The 19378-nt window shown below is 68.6% G+C and carries 21 protein-coding genes; 4 read left to right on the top strand and 17 right to left on the bottom strand.

Annotated elements, in window-relative coordinates; translation table 11 throughout:
* Nucleotides 1-3: 3 nt before the first annotated feature.
* Both ACIPV5_RS06645 and ACIPV5_RS06640 read left to right on the top strand, forming a co-directional pair.
* The gene (locus ACIPV5_RS06645) at nucleotides 4-969 is read left to right on the top strand and encodes an ABC transporter ATP-binding protein (protein ID WP_400341246.1); all 966 of its coding nucleotides are present in this window, start codon (nucleotides 4-6) and stop codon (nucleotides 967-969) included.
* On the top strand, nucleotides 966-1730 hold the full coding sequence (locus ACIPV5_RS06640; RefSeq protein ID WP_053098956.1) for an ABC transporter ATP-binding protein: 765 nt from the start codon (nucleotides 966-968) through the stop codon (nucleotides 1728-1730). Before ACIPV5_RS06645 ends, ACIPV5_RS06640 begins: the two co-directional genes overlap by 4 nt.
* Nucleotides 1731-1871: 141 nt before the next feature.
* On the opposite strand, the gene ACIPV5_RS06635 is transcribed toward ACIPV5_RS06640, so the two are convergent.
* From ACIPV5_RS06635 to groES, 3 genes are all read right to left on the bottom strand, one after another.
* On the bottom strand, nucleotides 1872-3149 hold the full coding sequence (locus tag ACIPV5_RS06635; RefSeq protein ID WP_053098955.1) for an ABC transporter substrate-binding protein: 1278 nt from the start codon (nucleotides 3147-3149) through the stop codon (nucleotides 1872-1874).
* Between the two features lie 144 nt (nucleotides 3150-3293).
* The gene (gene rarD / locus ACIPV5_RS06630; RefSeq protein WP_400340428.1) at nucleotides 3294-4232 is read right to left on the bottom strand and encodes an EamA family transporter RarD; all 939 of its coding nucleotides are present in this window, start codon (nucleotides 4230-4232) and stop codon (nucleotides 3294-3296) included.
* 143 nt (nucleotides 4233-4375) lie between these two features.
* Nucleotides 4376-4672, bottom strand: coding sequence for a co-chaperone GroES (gene groES / locus ACIPV5_RS06625; protein ID WP_039394204.1), 297 nt, complete (start codon nucleotides 4670-4672; stop codon nucleotides 4376-4378).
* Nucleotides 4673-4815: 143 nt separating this feature from the next.
* On the opposite strand from groES, the gene ACIPV5_RS06620 reads away from it, so the two are divergent.
* Nucleotides 4816-6024 carry an SAM-dependent methyltransferase gene (locus ACIPV5_RS06620; protein ID WP_400340426.1) on the top strand — a complete coding sequence of 403 codons (1209 nt, stop codon included), beginning with the start codon at nucleotides 4816-4818 and terminating at the stop codon, nucleotides 6022-6024.
* A 14-nt stretch (nucleotides 6025-6038) separates the two neighbouring features.
* Here ACIPV5_RS06620 and ACIPV5_RS06615 read toward each other — a convergent pair whose 3' ends face one another.
* The 11 genes from ACIPV5_RS06615 to coaA form a co-directional block, all read right to left on the bottom strand.
* A complete protein-coding gene (locus tag ACIPV5_RS06615; RefSeq protein WP_400340424.1) occupies nucleotides 6039-7262 on the bottom strand; it encodes a hypothetical protein in 1224 nt (407 codons plus the stop codon).
* Nucleotides 7246-8307: a hypothetical protein gene (locus ACIPV5_RS06610; protein ID WP_400340422.1), complete on the bottom strand. Its 1062-nt coding sequence runs from the start codon at nucleotides 8305-8307 to the stop codon at nucleotides 7246-7248. The genes ACIPV5_RS06615 and ACIPV5_RS06610 overlap by 17 nt, the downstream gene beginning before the upstream one ends.
* A 3-nt stretch (nucleotides 8308-8310) precedes the next feature.
* Nucleotides 8311-8823 (bottom strand): hypothetical protein, encoded by a 513-nt coding sequence (locus ACIPV5_RS06605; protein WP_400340420.1) that lies wholly within the window; start codon nucleotides 8821-8823, stop codon nucleotides 8311-8313.
* Nucleotides 8823-9893, bottom strand: a complete 1071-nt coding sequence (gene tsaD / locus ACIPV5_RS06600) for a tRNA (adenosine(37)-N6)-threonylcarbamoyltransferase complex transferase subunit TsaD (RefSeq protein WP_053098949.1) — start codon at nucleotides 9891-9893, stop codon at nucleotides 8823-8825. The genes ACIPV5_RS06605 and tsaD overlap by 1 nt, the downstream gene beginning before the upstream one ends.
* Nucleotides 9890-10396 (bottom strand): ribosomal protein S18-alanine N-acetyltransferase, encoded by a 507-nt coding sequence (rimI, locus tag ACIPV5_RS06595; protein ID WP_053098948.1) that lies wholly within the window; start codon nucleotides 10394-10396, stop codon nucleotides 9890-9892. The genes tsaD and rimI overlap by 4 nt, the downstream gene beginning before the upstream one ends.
* Nucleotides 10393-11016, bottom strand: coding sequence for a tRNA (adenosine(37)-N6)-threonylcarbamoyltransferase complex dimerization subunit type 1 TsaB (tsaB, locus tag ACIPV5_RS06590; RefSeq protein ID WP_295104128.1), 624 nt, complete (start codon nucleotides 11014-11016; stop codon nucleotides 10393-10395). Before tsaB ends, rimI begins: the two co-directional genes overlap by 4 nt.
* 20 nt (nucleotides 11017-11036) lie before the next feature.
* On the bottom strand, nucleotides 11037-11534 hold the full coding sequence (gene tsaE / locus ACIPV5_RS06585) for a tRNA (adenosine(37)-N6)-threonylcarbamoyltransferase complex ATPase subunit type 1 TsaE (RefSeq protein ID WP_053098946.1): 498 nt from the start codon (nucleotides 11532-11534) through the stop codon (nucleotides 11037-11039).
* Entirely contained in the window at nucleotides 11531-12637 is a 1107-nt protein-coding gene (gene alr, locus ACIPV5_RS06580) for an alanine racemase (protein ID WP_295104133.1), read from the bottom strand. Before alr ends, tsaE begins: the two co-directional genes overlap by 4 nt.
* Entirely contained in the window at nucleotides 12634-12993 is a 360-nt protein-coding gene (locus ACIPV5_RS06575) for a holo-ACP synthase (protein ID WP_053098944.1), read from the bottom strand. Before ACIPV5_RS06575 ends, alr begins: the two co-directional genes overlap by 4 nt.
* Nucleotides 12994-13103: 110 nt before the next feature.
* A complete protein-coding gene (glmS, locus tag ACIPV5_RS06570; RefSeq protein WP_053098943.1) occupies nucleotides 13104-14951 on the bottom strand; it encodes a glutamine--fructose-6-phosphate transaminase (isomerizing) in 1848 nt (615 codons plus the stop codon).
* A 56-nt stretch (nucleotides 14952-15007) separates the two neighbouring features.
* A complete protein-coding gene (gene coaA / locus ACIPV5_RS06565; protein ID WP_053098942.1) occupies nucleotides 15008-15952 on the bottom strand; it encodes a type I pantothenate kinase in 945 nt (314 codons plus the stop codon).
* A 36-nt stretch (nucleotides 15953-15988) separates the two neighbouring features.
* Here coaA and ACIPV5_RS06560 point away from each other — a divergent pair, with 36 nt between their 5' ends.
* The gene (locus ACIPV5_RS06560) at nucleotides 15989-16933 is read left to right on the top strand and encodes a Ppx/GppA phosphatase family protein (RefSeq protein ID WP_053098941.1); all 945 of its coding nucleotides are present in this window, start codon (nucleotides 15989-15991) and stop codon (nucleotides 16931-16933) included.
* A gap of 34 nt (nucleotides 16934-16967) precedes the next feature.
* Here ACIPV5_RS06560 and glmM read toward each other — a convergent pair whose 3' ends face one another.
* From glmM to rplM, 3 genes are read right to left on the bottom strand one after another with little or no spacing between them, the layout of a single operon-like run.
* Complete coding sequence (gene glmM / locus ACIPV5_RS06555; protein WP_053098940.1) at nucleotides 16968-18326, bottom strand: phosphoglucosamine mutase; 1359 nt, start codon at nucleotides 18324-18326, stop codon at nucleotides 16968-16970.
* A gap of 14 nt (nucleotides 18327-18340) precedes the next feature.
* Complete coding sequence (gene rpsI, locus ACIPV5_RS06550) at nucleotides 18341-18826, bottom strand: 30S ribosomal protein S9 (RefSeq protein ID WP_042539158.1); 486 nt, start codon at nucleotides 18824-18826, stop codon at nucleotides 18341-18343.
* A gap of 27 nt (nucleotides 18827-18853) precedes the next feature.
* Nucleotides 18854-19300 (bottom strand): 50S ribosomal protein L13, encoded by a 447-nt coding sequence (gene rplM / locus ACIPV5_RS06545; protein WP_045253410.1) that lies wholly within the window; start codon nucleotides 19298-19300, stop codon nucleotides 18854-18856.
* Between the last annotated feature and the right edge of the window lie 78 nt (nucleotides 19301-19378).

Raw genomic sequence — 19378 nt, 5'->3', positions numbered from 1 at the left:
AGCATCCGCCGACCGAAGACCACCGGACTCGCCAAGGGCCCCGCGGCCCCCGGCGTGCCGAAGGTCGATCCCATCCTGATCGCGGATGCCGTGCAGCGGCGCTTCGGCGGTCTGACGGCCGTCGACGTCGACCACGTCGAGATCCCTCGCGGCGCCATCACCGCTCTGATCGGCCCGAACGGAGCAGGGAAGACGACCCTGTTCAACCTGCTCTGCGGTTTCGACAAGCCGAACAGCGGGACCTGGTCGTTCGACGGCACGAGCCTCTCGGGCGTCCCCTCCTTCAAGGTGGCGCGCATGGGACAGGTGCGCACGTTCCAGTTGACCAAGTCGCTGTCGCTGCTCACCGTGCTCGAGAACATGAAGCTCGGCGCTCCGGGACAGCGCGGCGAGGGCTTCTGGTCGAGCCTGTTCCCGTTCCTGTGGCGCAAGCAGGATCAGGAGATCGAGGTCAAGGCCCGCGAGCTGCTGGCCCGCTTCAAGCTCGACGCCAAGGAGAAGGACTTCGCCGCGGCGCTCTCGGGCGGCCAGCGCAAGCTCCTCGAGATGGCGCGAGCGCTCATGAGCGATCCGACCCTGGTGATGCTCGACGAGCCGATGGCCGGCGTCAATCCGGCGCTGACCCAGTCGCTCCTCGATCACATCCTCGACCTCAAGGGCCTGGGCATGACGGTGCTGTTCGTCGAGCACGACATGCACATGGTCCGCCACATCGCCGACTGGGTCGTGGTCATGGCCGAGGGCAAGGTCGTCGCCGAGGGCCCGCCCGACGAGGTCATGGAGGACCCGGCCGTGGTCGACGCCTATCTCGGCGCCCACCAGGACCTCGATCTCGGTGCCGTGACCGGTCGCATCCCCGTGATCGAGAACGCCACCGCCACCAAGCTCCGCGAGCAGATCGAAGCAGAAGCCGAGGCGGAGCTCGAAGCGACGAGCACGCCGGATCACGACCAGAAGGACAACGCATGAGCGCCGAGACCTCCGCTGCGGCACCGCGAACGGACGACATCGTCGTCGAGCTGAAGGACGTGCACGCCGGCTACCTGCCCGGTGTGAACATCCTCAACGGCGCCAACCTCGTCGCCCGACAGGGCGAGCTGATCGGCATCATCGGCCCCAACGGCGCCGGCAAGTCGACCCTGCTGAAGGCGATCTTCGGGATGGTGAACGTCCGCAGCGGCGAGATCACCGTGAACGGAGAGAGCATCATCGGGTTGAAGGCCGACAAGCTCGTCAAGCGGGGCGTCGCCTTCGTGCCGCAGACGAACAATGTGTTCCCCTCGCTCTCCATCGAGGAGAACCTGCAGATGGGGCTGTATCAGAACCCCAAGATCTACGCCGAGCGCCTCGAGTTCGTCACCGGCATCTTCGCCGAGCTCGGCAAGCGCCTCAAGCAGCGCGCCGGTTCGCTCTCGGGCGGCGAGCGGCAGATGGTGGCGATGTCGAGGGCACTCATGATGGATCCGTCGGTGCTGCTTCTCGACGAGCCCTCCGCCGGCCTCTCCCCCGTGCGTCAGGACGATGCGTTCATCCGCGTCTCCGACATCAACAAGGCGGGCGTGACGACGATCATGGTCGAGCAGAACGCGCGGCGCTGCCTGCAGATCTGCGACCGCGGCTACGTGCTCGACCAGGGCAAGGATGCGTACGAGGGCACCGGACGCGACCTGCTGAACGATCCGAAGGTCATCGGCCTCTACCTCGGAACTCTCGGCACCGACGCCGCCTGAGGGCTCCCACGACAGAGGGGCGGATGCGACTCGCATCCGCCCCTCTTCTGTCCCCCCGCGCAGCTCCGGACACGCGGCCGCAGCTCGGGGCACGCACACGACGAAGGCCCCGGATCGAGGATCCGGGGCCTTCGCTCGTGATCAGTTGGTGCGGGAGATCAGGTTGTCGGCGCCGTACTCGTACGTGCCGATCGATGCACCCTGCGGGTCGCCGTTCTCATCGAACGTGATCTCGCCGGAGTAGCCGTCGTAGTCGGCGGTTCCACCGTCGTTGATGATCGCCGCGCAGTCCTCGAAGCTGGTGCACTTCTCACCGTCTCCGCTGCCGCCCGAGACCTCGGCCATCTTCGCAGCGATGTCCGCGCCCTCGGTCGAACCGGCGGCGAGAGACGCGAGTGCGACGAGCACGACCGCGTCGTAGGCCTCGGCCGCGTAGGTGAAGTCGTTGACCTCGGGGTTGCCCTCACCGGTCCAGAACGTCTGCAGACGGTCGGTGAAGTCGTCCTCGAGCGCCGGTCCCGGCTTCGTGCCCTGTGCGCCCTCGAGCGAGAACGGGAAGTTCGTGTCGGGCGAGGAACCGTAGTCCGACAGGTTTCCGTCGACGAGGTAGAACTTGTCGGGCGAGATGCCGGCGTTGACCAGCAGCGGGGCGATCGTCTTGAACTGGTCGAACGACACGATCGCGACGGCGTCGGGGTTCTGAGCCTTGATCGTCTCGACCTGTGCGTCGAACTGACCGTCACCGACGTTGTACGACGCGTCAGCGACGACCTCGCCACCCGCGTTCTCGAACGTCGACTTGATGTTGTCGAACAGTCCGGTTCCGTAGGCGTCGTTCTGGTAGATCACGCCGAGGGTCTTGTGTCCGTCTTCGGCGATCAGGTTGCCGAGGACCTCACCCTGCAGAAGGTCGCTGGGCGCGGTGCGGAAGTAGAGACCGTTGTCGTCCCAGTCGGTGAAGTCCGGGCCGGTGTTCGAGGCCGAGATCTGCAGGATGCCGGCGCTGACGTTTCCGTCGAGGATCAGGCGGGAGACGCCCGACGCCGCGGCACCGACGATGGCGGTGACGCCCGCGCCCTGGAGCTTGCTGATCGACGTCTCGTAGGCCTTGGTGTCGGTGTCGCCTTCGTCTTCAGCCGTCAGGTTGATCGTGACGCCGGCAGCAGCATCGTTGACCTCCTTGACCGCGAGGCCGACGCCGGATTCCATGGGCGGGCCGAGGAACGACAGCGAACCGGTCTGCGGCAGCAGCGAGCCGAGCTCGAGCGTGAGGTCGGCCGACGATCCGCCGCCGCCGCCACCGTCGGACGGCTCCTCAGAGGGCGTGCCGCTGCAGCCTGCGACGACGATCGCCGAGACGCTCAGCAGCGCGACTCCGGCGAGAATCTTGGCGCTGCGCGAGCGCGTGAATGAGGTCATGATGCTCCCTTGCGTGACTGGCCGTGGATTGTGACCACGGTCGGGTGCTCTAACACTAGGACTGAAAGGCTTCGCGTAGGGGTCGCCGATGTTTCGGTGCGTTAACGATCCGACACCGAGTTTCCGGACGGGTGAACCGGGAGTTCAGACGAGTGTCGGCTGATCGATCCGGCGTCCGCGACGCGCGGCGAGCAGCAGGTCGATCAGGAACACGAGGATCGCGACCCAGACGATGATGAAGCCCGCCCACCGCTCGGGCGGCATCGGCTCGCCGAGCACGACCGCGCCGATGATGAACTGCATGACGGGGGTGATGAACTGGATCATCCCGATGACGGTGAGGTTGATGCGTCGGGTGCCCGCGGCGAAGAGCAGCAGGGGCACCGCCGTGGCCACACCGGCGAACGCGAGAAGCACCGCATGCCACACACCGTGGGAGCCCATCGTGATCCCGGCAGGGGTGGCGGCGACGAGGATCAGCTGCACGACGGCGATCGGGATCAGCCAGAACGACTCGAGCGTGAGTCCGCTGACCGCATCGACCGCGGGGCCGATCTTCTTCTTGATGAGTCCGTAGACGCCGAACGAGGCGGTCAGCGAGAGGGCGATCCACGGGAACTCGCCGTAGAAGAGGACGATCACGATCACGGCGGCCGCCGCGATGCCGATCGCCGCCCACTGGAGCCTGCGGATGCGCTCCTTGAGCACGAACACCCCGAGCAGCACGGTGGTGATCGGGTTGATGAAGTAGCCGAGGCTGGTCTCCACGATGTTCCCGGAGAGGGTTCCGATGAGGAACACCTGCCAGTTGACGTAGATCAGGACACCCGCCAGAGCCGTCCATCCCAGCAGCCTCGGCTGTCGGACGATGACGCCGAAGGCGGCCCAGCCGCGCATCACGGTGAGGAGGAGCAGGCAGAAGACGAACGACAGCAGCACGCGCCACGCGACGACCTCCCACGGACCGGTGGGCACGAGCAGCAGGAAGTAGAGGGGCAGCACGCCCCAGAGCAGATACGCTCCCCCCGCGTACGCGACTCCCGCCGTCTGAGTGGCTCGGGAGGCGGCGTTCGTCGGGGTCACCGCACAACCCTATGCCCGTCGCCGCGCCGCCTCCGACCCACGAGACCAGCCATCCGGACATTGGCAGGAATCGATGCACCGGTGGCCGAACACGCAGGAAGGCCCGGATGCGTGATGCATCCGGGCCTTCCGAAGACGTTGTCTCAGCGGACGACGACTGCGAGCACGTCGCGAGCCGACAGGACGAGGTACTCGTCTGCGCCGAACTTCACCTCGGTGCCGCCGTACTTGCTGTAGAGCACACGGTCGCCCACGGCGACGTCGAGCGGAACGCGGTTGCCGTTGTCATCGATGCGGCCGGGGCCCACGGCCACGACCTCGCCCTCCTGGGGCTTCTCCTTGGCGGTGTCGGGGATGACCAGGCCACTCGCGGTGGTCTGCTCGGCCTCGACCTGCTTGATGACGATGCGGTCCTCGAGCGGCTTGATGGAAACCGACACGGTCTACCTCTTCTTTCTTGACGCTGACAGGAAGACTTTTCGCACTCTCAACCCGAGAGTGCTAATCCAGTCTAGGCGTTCCGCTGGCACTCACGCAATGCGAGTGCCAATGCGGCGAACAGCCCGCCGCCTAAGCTGGGGCAGTGGAGATCTCCGAGCTGCGCGCACTGCTCACCCCCGAGGGCCTGAAGACGCTGGACGAACTCGGCCCCGTCGACGAGGTCGCCGACGTCGCTCGGATCGTATCCCGGCTGCGTGCGGCCGGCCACTCGCCCGAGCTCGTCTCGGCCGTGGTCGGACAGGCACGACTTCGCACCAAGGCGAAAGGCAAGTTCGGCGACTTCGCGGCCCGGATGCTGTTCACCCGGGCCGGACTCGAGCAGGCGACACGGCTGGGCGTGGCCGCCCGGCATGCCCAGCGGATGCGCCGCGCCGGCATCACTCGCGTCGCGGATCTCGGCTGCGGCATCGGCGGGGATTCTCTTGCCTTCGCCGGTGCAGGGCTCGACGTCGTCGCCGTCGACGCCGACGAGGTGACCTCGGCGATCGCGGCGTACAACCTGGCGCCTCTCGGAGACAGCGCGAGGGTGATCCACGGCACGGCCGAGGCGCACGTGCCCGTCGAGGGCCACGAGAACCAGGCGATCTGGATGGATCCGGCCCGCCGCACCGCCGGGCACAGCGAGACGCGCCGGGTCTCGTCCGATGACTACTCTCCGCCGCTGGACTGGGCCTTCGATGTGGCCTCGCGCACATCGACGGGCATCAAGCTCGGTCCCGGTCACGACCGCGATTCGATTCCCGTCGACGCCGAGGCGCAGTGGGTGAGCGCAGACGGCAGCGTGGTCGAGCTCGTGCTCTGGACGCGCGCACTCGCCCGCGACGGCATCCGCCGTTCCGCCCTCGTGATCCGCGGCGAGCGCTCACATGAACTCACCGCAGGCGCCGACGCCGTCGACGAGCCCGTGCGGGAACTCGGCGCGTTCCTGCACGAGCCGGACGGGGCGGTGATCCGGGCGCGTCTGATCGGCGATGTCGCGCGCAGCCTCGACGCGGGAATGCTCGACGAGCGCATCGCGTACCTCACCTCCGACGCCGCGGTCACCAGTCCGTTCGTGCAGTCGTTCCGGGTGCGCGAGACGATGCCGGCGAACCCGAAGGCGATCAGCGCCGTCCTCAAGGCGAACGACATCGGCTCCCTCGAGATCAAGAAGCGCGGCATGGACATCGACCCCGCGGCCTTCCGCAAGAAGCTGGCGCTGCGGGGCGAGCAGACCGCGACGCTGATCCTCACTCGCGTGGGTGATCAGCGACGAGCGATCCTCGCCCATCGGGTGCCGACAGCCGGCTGACGTCTACCCGGCGCCTAGCCCTCGGAGTCGTCGGACGGGATGTCGACCTGGATCGGATCCTGGTATTCGCCGCCGAGCTCGAGCGTCTCACCGGGCCTCACCGTCTGCTCTGCCGTCGCCGTCGTGCTGTCTCCGGACACCACGAGGTAGGGCATGCCGTTCGACGTGTACGCGAGACGCACGCTCCAGTCGGAGATCATCCCTCCGGCCTCGTCCACGATGGTTCCGGCGACCTCGATGACGTCCGCCGACGATTGTCCCTCGCTCGCCGGGCGGCATTCGACGGCCTGGACGGCATCGACGACGAGGCAGTCCTGGATGTCGTCGCTCTCGACGCGCTGTGCGCGCCAGACCGGGGCATCGCGGAAGTACCCGACGACCGAGAAGGAGAACTCTTCGAAACCCTCCTCGACCAGCTGCTCGGCGCGTTCCCGCTCGTCGCCCTGGAACTGCGACAACCAGGAGTTCTCGTCCGAACGCCATCGCTGGATGATGCCGACGACCTCCCCGTTCATCGCTCGCGCGGCCGACGCCCAGATCTCCTCGAGCCCCTCGTCCCCCTCCCCCGGCACCGCGACGCTCGCGTTCAGGCCGATGCCGTTCCCGTTGTCGAGATCGGCCGCGGGCTGGCACTGATCCGCCGACTTGTCGGCGGCGTCGAGCGTCAGGCACACCGTCTCGCCGTCGTCCTTCGTCGCGTACCAGACGAGGGCGTCCTCGTCCTGTCCGATCGCGCGCAGACTGCCCGGGTCGAACCCGCCCTCGGCCTGCAATTCCGCACGCCGCTCCTGCTGCGCGGAAGTCAACGCGACGGCATCGCCGGAACGCCCGAAGAGCGCCCAGCCGGTGCCGAGACCGATCACGAGCAGAAGTGCGGATGCCGCGGCGATCGCCTTCCAGTGCTGACGGAATGCCGCGCGGAGGCCTCCGGTCTCGGTGGACTGACTTCCGTCGTCCGCGTGTTCGACGGGCGCGCTGGGGGAAGCGTCGGCGACGGGTGCCTGACCGTCACGGAACGGCTTCTCCGACGTCGGCGGCTCGTGGGCCGGTCCCTGCCCGACCGGCGCGTCGACCCGGTCGCGCGGGCCAGGGTCGACCCGGTCAGGCCTGCCAGGCTCGCCGCGCAGCGATTCGAGCTCTCTCAGCCTCGCCGCCTCGGCCTCGGTCAGGCCGCCGTCGCGGCCGTACGCTTTGACCTGCAGTGCGCGCAGCTCAGCAGAGTCACTCTCCTGCAGCATCGTCGCCCTCCCAGCCCTTCGTCACGGTCAGGTACTGCTGACCGTAGCCGAACCGGTACTCGTAGCGGGTCGTCTTCCCCTCACCCACGACGTCGAGCACGAGCGTCCTGTCCGCGTCGGCGAGCATGATGCTGTCATCGCAGGCCATCGGAGGGTCGGGCATCGACCCGTCGTAGACGAGACAGTACCTCTGCGTGGACATGTCGATCCCCGTCCAGATCGGCACGTCATCGTCGTAGCCGGCGACCAGGATCGTCCGCCGGTCCAGTCCCGTCCGCTCGGCGAGGGCGGTCGCCGCCTCCGCCTCGTCGGGGCTGGCGAACATCGCCGTGGACTGCGGCGAGGTGATGTAGCTGCGGGTGACGACCGCCGGCTCGCCGGCCGGCGTGAGGAACATCTGCGCCTCGACGTCATAAGTCTGACTCTGGCTCACGGGTTTCGTGAGAGTGGCATTCACGCCCTGGACCACGGCCTGCTCCCGCGTCGTGCACGCGGGAGCCGTCGCGTCCTCGTGTCCGAGCACCAGGCACACGTCAGCGCGCTCGTTCTTCGTCGCGAACCAGATCACGACGCCTTCTTCCTCCGCCATGGCCCGCACCGACCCCGGGTCGAAGCCCCCCGATGCGACGATCGCGCTCTGCCACTCCTCCTGCTGGGCGCTGAGCTGCATCGGCGCGGGACCCCGGTCGGTGAAGAGAAGCCAGCCCAGCGCGAGGCCGATGACCGCGAAGGCCGTGGCGACCGCGACCGCGAGACGCCGATGGTGTCGCAGCGCGATGAGCGGGGACTCGCCCTGGCGCTCGACGTCCACGACCGGGTCGGCAGGTGACGCGCTCCCCTCCTCCTCGGCAACGCCCCGCGGAGCCTGCGCAGGGTCCGGCGCACGCGTCTCCGGACTTCTCGTCGCCGGCGGCCCCGCCAGACGCGTCTTCGCGGATTCCAGCTCGCGCAGCCGCGCTGCATCCGCCGCGCTCAACGCCCCCGCACGGCCGTACGCCCGCGCCTGGAGCGCGCGCAGCTCGACGGATCGGTCCGCGTCGAGCATCGGCTATCCGAGTCTCTCGAACTGCATCCCGGCCCAGACGAGCCAGCCGAGGCTGTAGACGGTCGCACACAGACCGAGAACGAGCGCCCAACGAGCGATGGCGCGGCTCTCGACCGGTCGGCGCAGCGACATGATCGACGCGATCACGGCGACGATGGCGATCGGGATGCCCCAACCGACGAAGAACGACGCGGCCAAGGCGACGACCGCCGCCATCAGCGCCCAGGGAGCGAGGCGGGTGTCGTCCACGGCGGACGTGCCCGTCGCCGGCTCCCAGTCGCTCTCCCGACCGATGTCCTCGGCGACTGGCCCCGTGACGACCACCGGCTCGACTCCGACCGGGCCGGTGGGGAGCTTCGTGTATCCCTCGCGGCGCGACCCAGGTATGCGCGCCGACCCCGCCGGATGCTCGACCTCGCCGCTCGGACGCTCGATCCTGGTCGGCGGCACCGCGGCACTCGAGGCGGTCCCCGGTTCTGCACCCGCCCTATCCGGAGTGCGAGGCACGTCGCTCATCACATCACCGCGACGCGCTCGTCGACCTGGATCTCGGTGACGGGAAGCGTCGAGTCGGCTCCGAACGCCAGCGTCGACGGGCGACGGCCGGACGCGATGAGCTCCGCGGCGAGCGCCGCGATCATCGCGCCGTTGTCGGTGCACAGCGACAACGGCGGGATGCGCACCGTCACGCCGGCCTTCTCCGCCCTCGCGAGGGCGACCTCGCGGAGTCGTCGGTTGGCGATCACTCCTCCACCGAGCAGCAGGCGGGGCACGCCGAGGTCTGCGCACGCGGCGAGCGCCTTCGTCACGAGCACATCGACGACCGCCTCACGGAAGCTCGCGGCGACGTCGGCGACGGGCACGGGAACGCCGTCTGCCTCGCAGCGCTCGACCCAGCGCGCGACAGCGGTCTTGAGCCCGGAGAAGGAGAAGTCGTAACGGTGCTTCGCGAGGTCGGAGGCGCGCGAAAGCCCTCGAGGGAAGCGGATCGCGTTCGGATCTCCGTCGAGTGCCGCTCGATCGATCTCGGGTCCGCCGGGGTACGGCAGCGACAGCAGTCGGGCGACCTTGTCGAATGCCTCCCCCGCGGCATCGTCCATGGTCTCGCCCAGCATCTCGACGTCGGTCGTGAGATCGCGCACGTGCAGCAGCGAGGTGTGCCCGCCCGATACCAGCAGCGCGATCGTCGGGTACTCCAGCGGCTCGGAGTCGGGAGTCAGGATGTCGGCGGCGATGTGTCCGACCAGGTGATTGACCGCGTACAGCGGCTTGTCGAGCGACACCGCCAGACCCTTGGCGGCGCCGACGCCGACCATGAGCGCTCCCGCGAGGCCGGGTCCGCTCGTGACGGCCACGGCGTCGAGGTCGCCGAGCCGCACCCCGGCCTCGGCCAGGGCGGCGTCGATCGAGGGTTGCAGGGCCTCGAGATGGGCACGGGCGGCGACCTCGGGAACCACTCCGCCGTAGCGGGCGTGCTCGTCCATGCTCGACGCGATCGTGTTCGAGAGCAGCCTGCGTCCGCGGACGATCCCGATGCCGGTCTCGTCGCAGCTCGTCTCGATGCCCAGCACCAGCGGCTCGGTCATGAGGTCGCCTCCTTCGCGGCATCCGACGCCGTCTCATCTCGATGCTCGGAGCGCGGATGCTGCAGGGCGAGGCGCATCACGATCGCGTCGACGTCGTCGGGCTGGTAGTAGCGGGGGCGACGTCCGATCTCCTCGAACCCCTCCGAGCGGTACAGCCCCTCGGCACCGGGGTTGTCTGCCCGCACCTCGAGGAAGACCTCTCTGGCTCCGCGTTCCACCGCGGCATCGAGAAGGGACCGCAGAAGCGCCCGGCCGCGGCCGCGACCGCGGTGCTCGACGTCGAACGCGATGGTCTGGATGTCGGCGTCACTCGACCCCTGCAGTGCACGGACTCCGCCGTAGCCGATGATCGCGCCGTCCTGCTCGTCGACCAGATAGCGTCCGTGCGGGCTCGCGAGCTCCAGGGCCATCGCCTCCGAGCTCCACGCGTCGGTGGGGAACGAGCGGTGCTCTATCGCCATGATGGCGTCGAGATCGTCGGGCGTCGCGTCGCGCAGCGTCATGACCCCACCTTCTTGGGCGCTCCCGGCACGGTGACGTCGGGCTGACGCAGATAGATCGGCTCGGTGCCCGCGAGTGTGCGCCCGGCAGCCAACGCCCTCGCGCCCACGCGAGCCAGATCGACGCCCGACAGCGTCTCCACATCGATACGGCGGATCCCCTGGAGGTGCTCGTCGGCGTCGACGCGTGCGACCAGCACGGTGTCGGTGATGACGTGCGGGATGCCGTCGGCATCCGTTCCGTCGAAGACGGTGATGGCGACCTCTCGGCGGCGGGCGTCCGTCACGATGGCGAACGGCCCGGTCACGGCGTGATGCTCGACGGCCGTGAGCGCTGCGGCGAAGTGGCTCGGCACGGGGACGACGGGGATGCCACGCCCCAGCGCGAACGTGCGTGCCGTCGCGATGCCGATGCGGAGTCCGGTGAACGGCCCCGGGCCCATACCGGCCACCACATGATCGATCGGGCCTGATCCGGGCGCGTCGAGGGCCCGCACGAGAAGCTCGCCGATGACCTCCGCGTGACGGAGCGGATCGGCGGCCGAGGCATCTGACAGACGAGTGCCGTCATCGTCGATGAGGGCGACGGCGGTGCCCAGGGAGGTGTCGACGGCGAGGATCACCTCTCCAGGGTAGTCGTCGTTCAGCCGGTGATCGCTGAGCGTCCGCCACGCGTGATCGACACGTGCCGCGGTGCGTCGGCGTCGAGCTCCGAGGGGTCGAGCTCGTCGTCACCGCCGACGGGACGCTCCAGCTCGATGTCCCACCAGGTCTCGGCCAGGTCCTCGGCCATCCCGCGTCCCCACTCGATCACCACGACCGATCGTGCGAGGTCGAGGTCGAGATCGTCGAGCTCTGCCCCTGAGCCGAGCCGGTAGGCGTCGACGTGCACGAGCGGCGCGCGTCCGACGAGCGAGGGGTGCGTGCGGGCGATCACGAAGGTGGGGCTCTGCACGGGGCCGCGTACGCCCAGACCCTCCGCGAGTCCGCGGGTGAACGTCGTCTTGCCTGCGCCGAGCGGGCCGGTGAGGATCAGCAGGTCGCCCGCTTCGAGCTGCTCGCCGATGCGGAAGCCGAGCTGCTCCATCGCGTCCGAGGTCTCGATCTCGCGGCGCCCCAGGAAGGACGGGTCGACGCTCATGCCGACCGCCGGGGCACACGGGCGCCGATGCGCGTCACGATCTCGTAGTCGATGGTCGATGCGGCGTTCGCCCACTCCGATGCCGAGGGCACGCCGAGCGTCGGGTCGCCGAACAGCACGACCTCGTCGCCGATCGACACCGGGGCGTCCCCGACGTCCACGACGAACTGGTCCATGGCGATGCGGCCGACGTTCGTGTATCGGCGCCCGGCGATCGATACGGGCAGGCGCCCGGATGCGTGGCGCGGCACGCCGTCGGCGTATCCCAGCGGGACGAGCACCAGGGTCGTGTCACGGGAGGTGCGGTGGTCGTATCCGTACGACACCCCGGCGCCGGCCGGCACGCGGCGGACGGCGGCGATCGCCCCCCGCAGCGTCATGGCCGGGCGAAGCCCCAGCTCCGCAGAAGAGCGGTCGTCGAACGGCGAGAGGCCGTAGATGCCGATGCCGATGCGCACGGCGTCCAGACGCATCTCCGGAAGGTCGATCGCGGCCGCCGTCGCCGCGATGTGCCGGATCTCGGGATGGATGCCGAACGACGCCGCCGCCGTGACCGCCTCCTCGAACTTCGCGAGTGCCGCCCGGTCGTCCTGGGGCGACGTGTTCGAGAGGTGGCTGAAGAGCCCGACGATGCGCAACCGCCCGATGCGTTCGAGGCGCGCGGCTTCAGCGAGCACACGACGCCAGTCCGCCGGGGCGATGCCGTTGCGCGACAGCCCGGTCTCGAACTTGAGGTGCACGCCGACCGGGCGGTCGACCGAGGCGACCGCTCCCGCCGCTTCGAGCTGATCGAACGACGAGATTCCCACCTCGATGTCGTGCGCCGCAGCCTGGTCGAAACGCTCGCCCGGCGCGTGCAGCCAGGCGACGATCGGAGCGGTGATGCCCTGACGACGGAGTTCGAGCGCCTCGGGGATCTCGGCGACCCCCAGACGAGTGGCACCCCCGGCGAGGGCGGCGACGGCGGCCGCGGCAGCCCCGTGGCCGTAGGCGTTCGCCTTCACGACGGCGATGACCTGCACGCCGGTGAGTCTGCGGAAATGGCGGACGTTGTCACTGATGGCATCCAGCTCGATGCGGGCCTCGCGGAACGGAACGGTCACAGCGGCTCTCCTTCGGCGACCACGAACGCTGCGGCGAGCCCCGCGTCATGGGTGAGGGTCAGGTGCAATCGGGTGATCCCGCGCTCTGCGACGACGTCGGCGGTGGAACCGGAGAGCACGAAATGCGGGCGGCCGGATGCCTCGGAGGCGATCTCGATCTCGATCCAGTGCACGCCGTCAGAGCCGCCGAGCGTCTTGATCAGGGCTTCCTTCGCGGCATAGCGCGCGGCGAGCGACGGCAGCCGGAGACCCCGCTCCCCCGGCGCGAACAGCCGCTCCCGAAGCCGCGGCGTGCGCTCCATCGTCCGCTCGAACCGCGGGATGTCCACGAGGTCGATGCCGGTCCCGATGATCACCAGTTCAGCCTAGTCGCGGCATCCCGAATCGGTCGGCCAGCCTCTGCACCGCGCCCGTGCCCCGGATGGGTGACGTGTCTCGATGAGCGGCCACTGGAGGCCGACGACGCTTACTCGACGGTGACGGACTTGGCGAGGTTGCGCGGCTGGTCGACGTCGAGCCCCTTGGCCGTGGCGAGCGCCATCGCGAAGATCTGCAGCGGGACGACAGCGAGCAGCGGCTCGAACATCGCGCCGGCGAGCGGGATGCGGATGACCTCGTCGGCGAACGGCAGCACGGCCGCATCGCCCTCTTCCGCCACCACGATCACCCGAGCTCCGCGAGCGCGGATCTCCTGGATGTTCGAGACGACCTTGGAGTGGACCACAGCCGAGTGTCGAGGCGACGGCACCAGCACGAAGACGGGCTGTCCGGGCTCGATCAGCGCGATCGGGCCGTGCTTCAGCTCGCCGGCGGCGAACCCCTCCGCGTGGATGTACGAGATCTCCTTGAGCTTCAGCGCGCCTTCGAGTGCGATCGGGAAGCCCACGTGACGACCGAGGAACAGCACCGAACGAGTGTCGGCCATCCAGCTCGCGAGCTGGGTGACATGCTCCTGCTCGCTCTCGAGGACCTTGGCGATCTTCTCGGGAAGGGCGGTGAGCTCGGCGACGTCGACCGACGCGTCCTGGACGGAGCCGCGCACGCGCCCCACGTGCAGGCCGAGCAGCAGCAGAGCGGTGATCTGCGCGGAGAAGGCTTTCGTCGACGCCACTGCGACCTCAGGGCCGGCGTGGGTGTAGACCACCGCATCGGACTCGCGAGGGATCGTCGCACCCTGCGTGTTGCAGATGGAGAGGGTGCGCGCGCCGCGCTCCCTCGCGTACTTGACGGCCATCAACGTGTCCATCGTCTCGCCGGACTGGCTGATCGAGATCACGAGGGTGTCGTCGCCGATCACCGGGTCGCGGTAACGGAACTCGTGCGCGAGCTCGACGTCGACGGGGACCCGCGCCCACTGCTCGATCGCGTACTTGCCGACGAGCGCCGAGTACGCGGCCGTACCGCAGGCGGTGATGATGATGCGGTTGATGCCGAGGAACAGGTCGTCGAGCCCGTCGAGCTCGGGGATCACGACCTGGTCGCCCTGGATGCGGCCACGGATCGTGTTGGCGACCGCCTCGGGCTGCTCGGCGACCTCCTTGGCCATGAAGCTCGACCAGCCGCCCTTCTCGGCGGCGGCGGCGTCCCACGAGACGTCGAACGGCTCGGCCTCGACAGGCGTGCCGGCGAAGTCGGTGACGGTGACGGCGTCCGGGGTGATCGAGACGATCTGGTCCTGGCCGATGGCCAGTGCCTTGCGGGTGTGCTCGATGAACGCGGCGACGTCGGAGCCGAGGAAGTTCTCACCCTCGCCGAGGCCGATCACCAGGGGCGAGTTGCGGCGAGCACCCACGACCAGGCCCGGGTGGTCCTGATGCATCGCGAGCAGGGTGAAAGCGCCCTCGAGGCGGTTGACGACGGCGCGGAACGCGCCCTGCAGGTCTCCGCCGTTGTTGCGGTACTCGCGGCCGAGCAGCGCGGCAGCGACCTCGGTGTCGGTCTCGCTGCGGAAGCTGACGCCATCGGCGAGCAGCTCGTCGCGGAGCGAGGCGAAGTTCTCGATGATGCCGTTGTGGATCACGGCGAGCTTGTCGTCATCGGCGAGATGCGGGTGCGCATTCTCGTCGGTGGGCCCACCGTGGGTGGCCCAGCGGGTGTGCCCGATGCCCGTGTTGCCGTCCGACAGCTCGGCATCCTTCAGCGAATCGCGCAGCATGGCGAGCTTTCCCGCCTTCTTGCGCATCCCGAGGGAACCGTCGCCGTCGATGACGGCGACACCCGCGGAGTCATACCCGCGGTACTCGAGACGGGCGAGGCCTGCGAGCAGGATGTCCTGGCTGGGCCGCGGGCCCACGTATCCGACGATTCCACACATGTCGTCAAGAGTAAGGCGGGCTTTTTGCGAAGGTTCCGAACGAAATAGCCGACCGGTCAGAGCTTCCGCAGGAGCACGCTCTCGACGCTGTGGTCGACGCCCTTGTTGAGCACGAGACGCGCGCGATGCTTGGTCGGCATAACGTTCTCGACCAGGTTCGGCATGTTGATCTCGTTCCAATAGCCGAGAGCCGTCGTGATCGCCTCGTCATCGGTCAGGTGGGCGAAGACGTTGAAGTAGGACGAAGGATTCGAGAACGCGCCCTGGCGCAGTGCGAGGAACCGATCGACGTACCACTTCTCGATGTGCGAGGTGTCGGCGTCGACGAAGATCGAGAAGTCGAAGAGGTCGCTGACGGCCACGTCATTGGGGGCGGGCGGCGGCTGGAGGACGTTCAGGCCCTCGACGATCACGACGTCGGGGCGACGGACGACCACATGGGCGTCGGGGACGATGTCGTAGCGCATGTGCGAGTAGAACGGCGCCCGCACCTCTGCCGCACCGCTCTTCACCTCGGTGAGGAACTCGAGCAGCGCCCTCCGGTCGTAGGACTCCGGAAAACCCTTGCGCTCCATCAGCCCCCTGCGCTCGAGCTCGGCATTCGAATACAGGAACCCGTCCGTCGTCACGAGCTCGACGCGAGGGGTGCCCGGCCAGCGGCTCATCAGCTCGCGCAGCAGACGGGCGATCGTCGACTTTCCGACGGCGACGGAGCCGGCGACTCCGACCACGAACGGGGTCGTGGAATCGTCCTCCTGAAGGAACGAGCTGGTCGCGGCGCCCAGACGCTTGGTGGCCGTCGCGTAGAGGCTCAGCAGTCGACTGAGCGGCAGATAGACCTCGCGCACCTCGGCGAGGTCGAGCCGGTCGCCGATGCCCCGGAGTTCGACGACCTCGGTCTCGGTGAGCGGCTGGTCGAGTCCCGCCGCCAATCGCGCCCATTCATCGCGCCCGATCTCGCGATACGGAGACAGCGGCAGCGTGGGGTCGGCGGTGGTCACGGATACATCGTAACGGCGCACGAGTAGTCTCTATCCGTGCGCCTGGGAGTACTCGACATCGGTTCCAACACCGTCCACATGCTCGCCGCCGACGTCCGCCCCGGCGGCAGGCCGCTGGCGACCACCAGCGACCGCACCGTCCTGCGCCTGATGCGCTACCTCACGGATGACGGATCGATCTCGGAAGAGGGGGTGCGCGCACTCGAAGCGGCCGTGGCCCAGGCGCGCGCGGTCGCGGAAGCCGAGCGGGTCGATGAGCTGCTCGCCACCGCGACGAGTGCGGTGCGCGACGCCCGGAACGGCGCCGACGTGATCGCCCGCATCGAAGCCGCCCTCGGCCAGCCTCTGCAGGTGCTCGATGGAGAGACCGAGGCCGAACTCACCTTCCTCGCCGTTCGGCGCTGGTTCGGCTGGTCGGCAGGCCAGCTCCTTCTCCTCGACATCGGCGGCGGATCGCTCGAGGTCGCGGCGGGCGGCGACGAGCTTCCCGACGCCGCGGCATCCGTCCCACTCGGAGCCGGTCGGATGACCGTGCAGTTCCTTCCGCAGGACCCGCCGGGCGAAGACGACGTCGAGCGGCTTCGCGAGCACGCGAGCGCCACCCTTGCCGAGGTGCTTCCCCGATTCACCGCGCTCCCGCGGCCCGATCACGTCGTCGGCTCCTCGAAGGCGATCCGATCTCTGGCTCGACTGGCCGGCTATCCGGTTCCCGGCTGGTCGGGGATCCAGCGCATGGTGCTGCCGCGAGCAGCGCTGGGATCGTGGATCCCTCGACTCGCTCGCCTGCCCGCATCCGCGCGGCAGGAGCTGCCCGGGATCACGGCGGATCGCACGTTCCAGATCGTCGCCGCCGCGGTATCGCTGCACACGGCCATGACGGCGCTCGACGTCGATGAGCTCGAAGTGTCGCCGTGGGCTCTGCGCGAGGGCGTGCTGCTGAGATACATCGAGCAGTTGAACTGGAGCGCGCCGCGCGACTGACCAGGGGTCGGTGCCGCACGGCGCGCTCGACGGTTCAGAGGGAGAGGCGCTCCCGCACCACATCGACGAGGCGGTCCGCGTACGACTGCGCGGATTCCGCATCCGGCGCCTCGACCATGACTCGGACGAGCGCCTCGGTGCCCGACTTGCGCAGGAGCACCCGGCCCGTCTCGCCGAGTTCGGCTGCGACCTCGCGAACGGCCTGCTGCACGACGGCATCGGACTCGAGCGCGTCCTTGTCGACGTCGCGGACGTTGATCAGCACCTGCGGGTAGACGGTCATCACGCTCGCGAGCTCGGCGATCGTCTTGTTCTGGCGCGCCATCTCGGCGACGAGGTGGAGCCCTGTGAGCAGACCGTCACCGGTGGTCGCGAACTCGCTCATGATGACGTGTCCGGACTGCTCTCCGCCCAGGGCGTAGCCGCCCCGGTTCATGTCCTCGAGGACGTAGCGGTCGCCCACCGCGGTCTGTCGAACCGTGATCCCCTGCTCGCGCATCGCGATGTGCAGACCGAGATTGCTCATCACGGTGGCTACGAGGGTGTCGTCGGTGAGGTGACCGCGTTCCTTCATCGCGACCGCGAGGATCGCCATGATCTGATCGCCGTCGATGACGTTGCCCTGAGCGTCGACAGCCAGGCATCGATCGGCATCGCCGTCATGTGCGATCCCGATGTCGGCACCGAGACGGACGACAGCCTCGGCGAGCTGGTCGAGGTGCGTCGAACCGACGCCGTCGTTGATGTTCCAGCCGTCGGGATCGGCACCGATCACGGTGACATCGGCCCCGGCATCGCGGAAGGTCTCCGGCGAGACGCCGGATGCGGCGCCGTGGGCGCAGTCGAGCACGACCTTGATGCCGTTGAGCCGGTTCGGCAGCGAGCCGAGCAGGTGGACGACGTAGCGGTCTTCGGCGTCGGAGAATCGGATGATCCTGCCCACGCCGGCACCGGTCGGACGCAGCTTCTCGCCGGCCATGGCCTCTTCGATCCGCTGCTCGACGACATCGGGCAGTTTCACGCCGCCGCGGGCGAAAATCTTGATCCCGTTGTCGGGTGCCGCGTTGTGCGAGGCCGAGATCATCACACCGAAGTCGGCGTCGCGGTCGGCGACGAGGAACGCGAGAGCCGGCGTCGGGATCACTCCGGCCTCGAGCACGTCGACGCCGGAGGATGCGAGTCCTGCGGAGACGGCAGCGGTCAGGAAGTGACCGGAGACGCGGGGGTCGCGGGCCACGACTGCAGTGAGTCGCTTGCCTTCGGCTTTACGAGCCTCCGCAGTACGGCCCTGGCCCAGGACGACAGCAGTCGCCTGGGCCAGGGTGAGCGCGAGGTCGGCGGTGAGGATGCCATTGGCAAGCCCTCGCACGCCGTCCGTGCCAAAGATCGGCATCGGAGCGGTGGACCTTAACGCTTCGAGTACTGAGGCGCCTTGCGGGCCTTCTTGAGTCCAGCCTTCTTGCGCTCCTTGACGCGAGCGTCGCGCGACAGGAAGCCGGCCTTCTTCAGGGTCGGACGGTTGTTCTCCTCGTCGATGCCGTTGAGCGAACGAGCGATGCCGAGACGCAGTGCACCGGCCTGGCCCGAGGGGCCACCGCCCGAGATGCGCGCGATGACGTCGTAGCCGCCGGCGAGGTTGAGGATGGTGAACGGGTCGTTGATCAGCTGCTGGTGCAGCTTGTTCGGGAAGTAGTCCTCGAGCGTGCGGCCGTTGACCGTGATCGTTCCCGAGCCGGGGACGAGACGCACGCGGGCGATGGCCTGCTTGCGACGGCCGACAGCGGCACCCGGGACGCTCAGCACGGGGCGGGGAGCCGCCTCGACTGCGTCGGTCTCGGGAGTCGACGTCGAGAAGTTCTGGGGGTTTTCGGTGGTGTCCTGGATGTCAGCCACGAGTATGTCCTTAAGTCTTTACGGCGCTTACTGGGCGACCTGGTCGAGGGTGTACGTCTTCGGCTGCTGAGCGGCGTGCGGGTGCTCTCCACCGACGTAGACCTTGAGCTTCGACAGCTGCTGACGGCCGATGCTGTTCTTGGGGAGCATGCCACGGATGGCCTTCTCGACAGCACGGACCGGGTTCTTCTCCATGAGCTCGGCGTAGGTGACCGACTTCAGGCCGCCCGGGTAACCCGAGTGGCGGTAAGCCAGCTTCTTCTGGAGCTTCTGACCGGTGAGCGCGACCTTGTCGGCGTTCACGATGATGACGAAGTCACCCGAGTCGATGTGGTTGGCGAAGGTGGGCTTGTGCTTGCCACGCAGGAGCGTAGCGGCGTGCGAGGCCAGACGGCCGAGAACGACGTCAGTGGCGTCGATGACGACCCAGTCACGCTGGACCTCGCCGGCCTTAGGAGTGTAAGTGCGCGTCACGATAGTGCTGCTTTCTTGTTCGAACGGAGAAGTTCGTGAATCCCACTCCGGGGTGGTTCTTCCCTACAGGGAGGAACA

The organism is Microbacterium sp. NPDC090014 (assembly GCF_044748285.1).
Classification (GTDB): Bacteria; Actinomycetota; Actinomycetes; order Actinomycetales; family Microbacteriaceae; genus Microbacterium.
The sequence above is the reverse complement of the archived record's forward strand: the minus strand, read 5'-3'. Positions and strand labels throughout refer to the sequence as shown.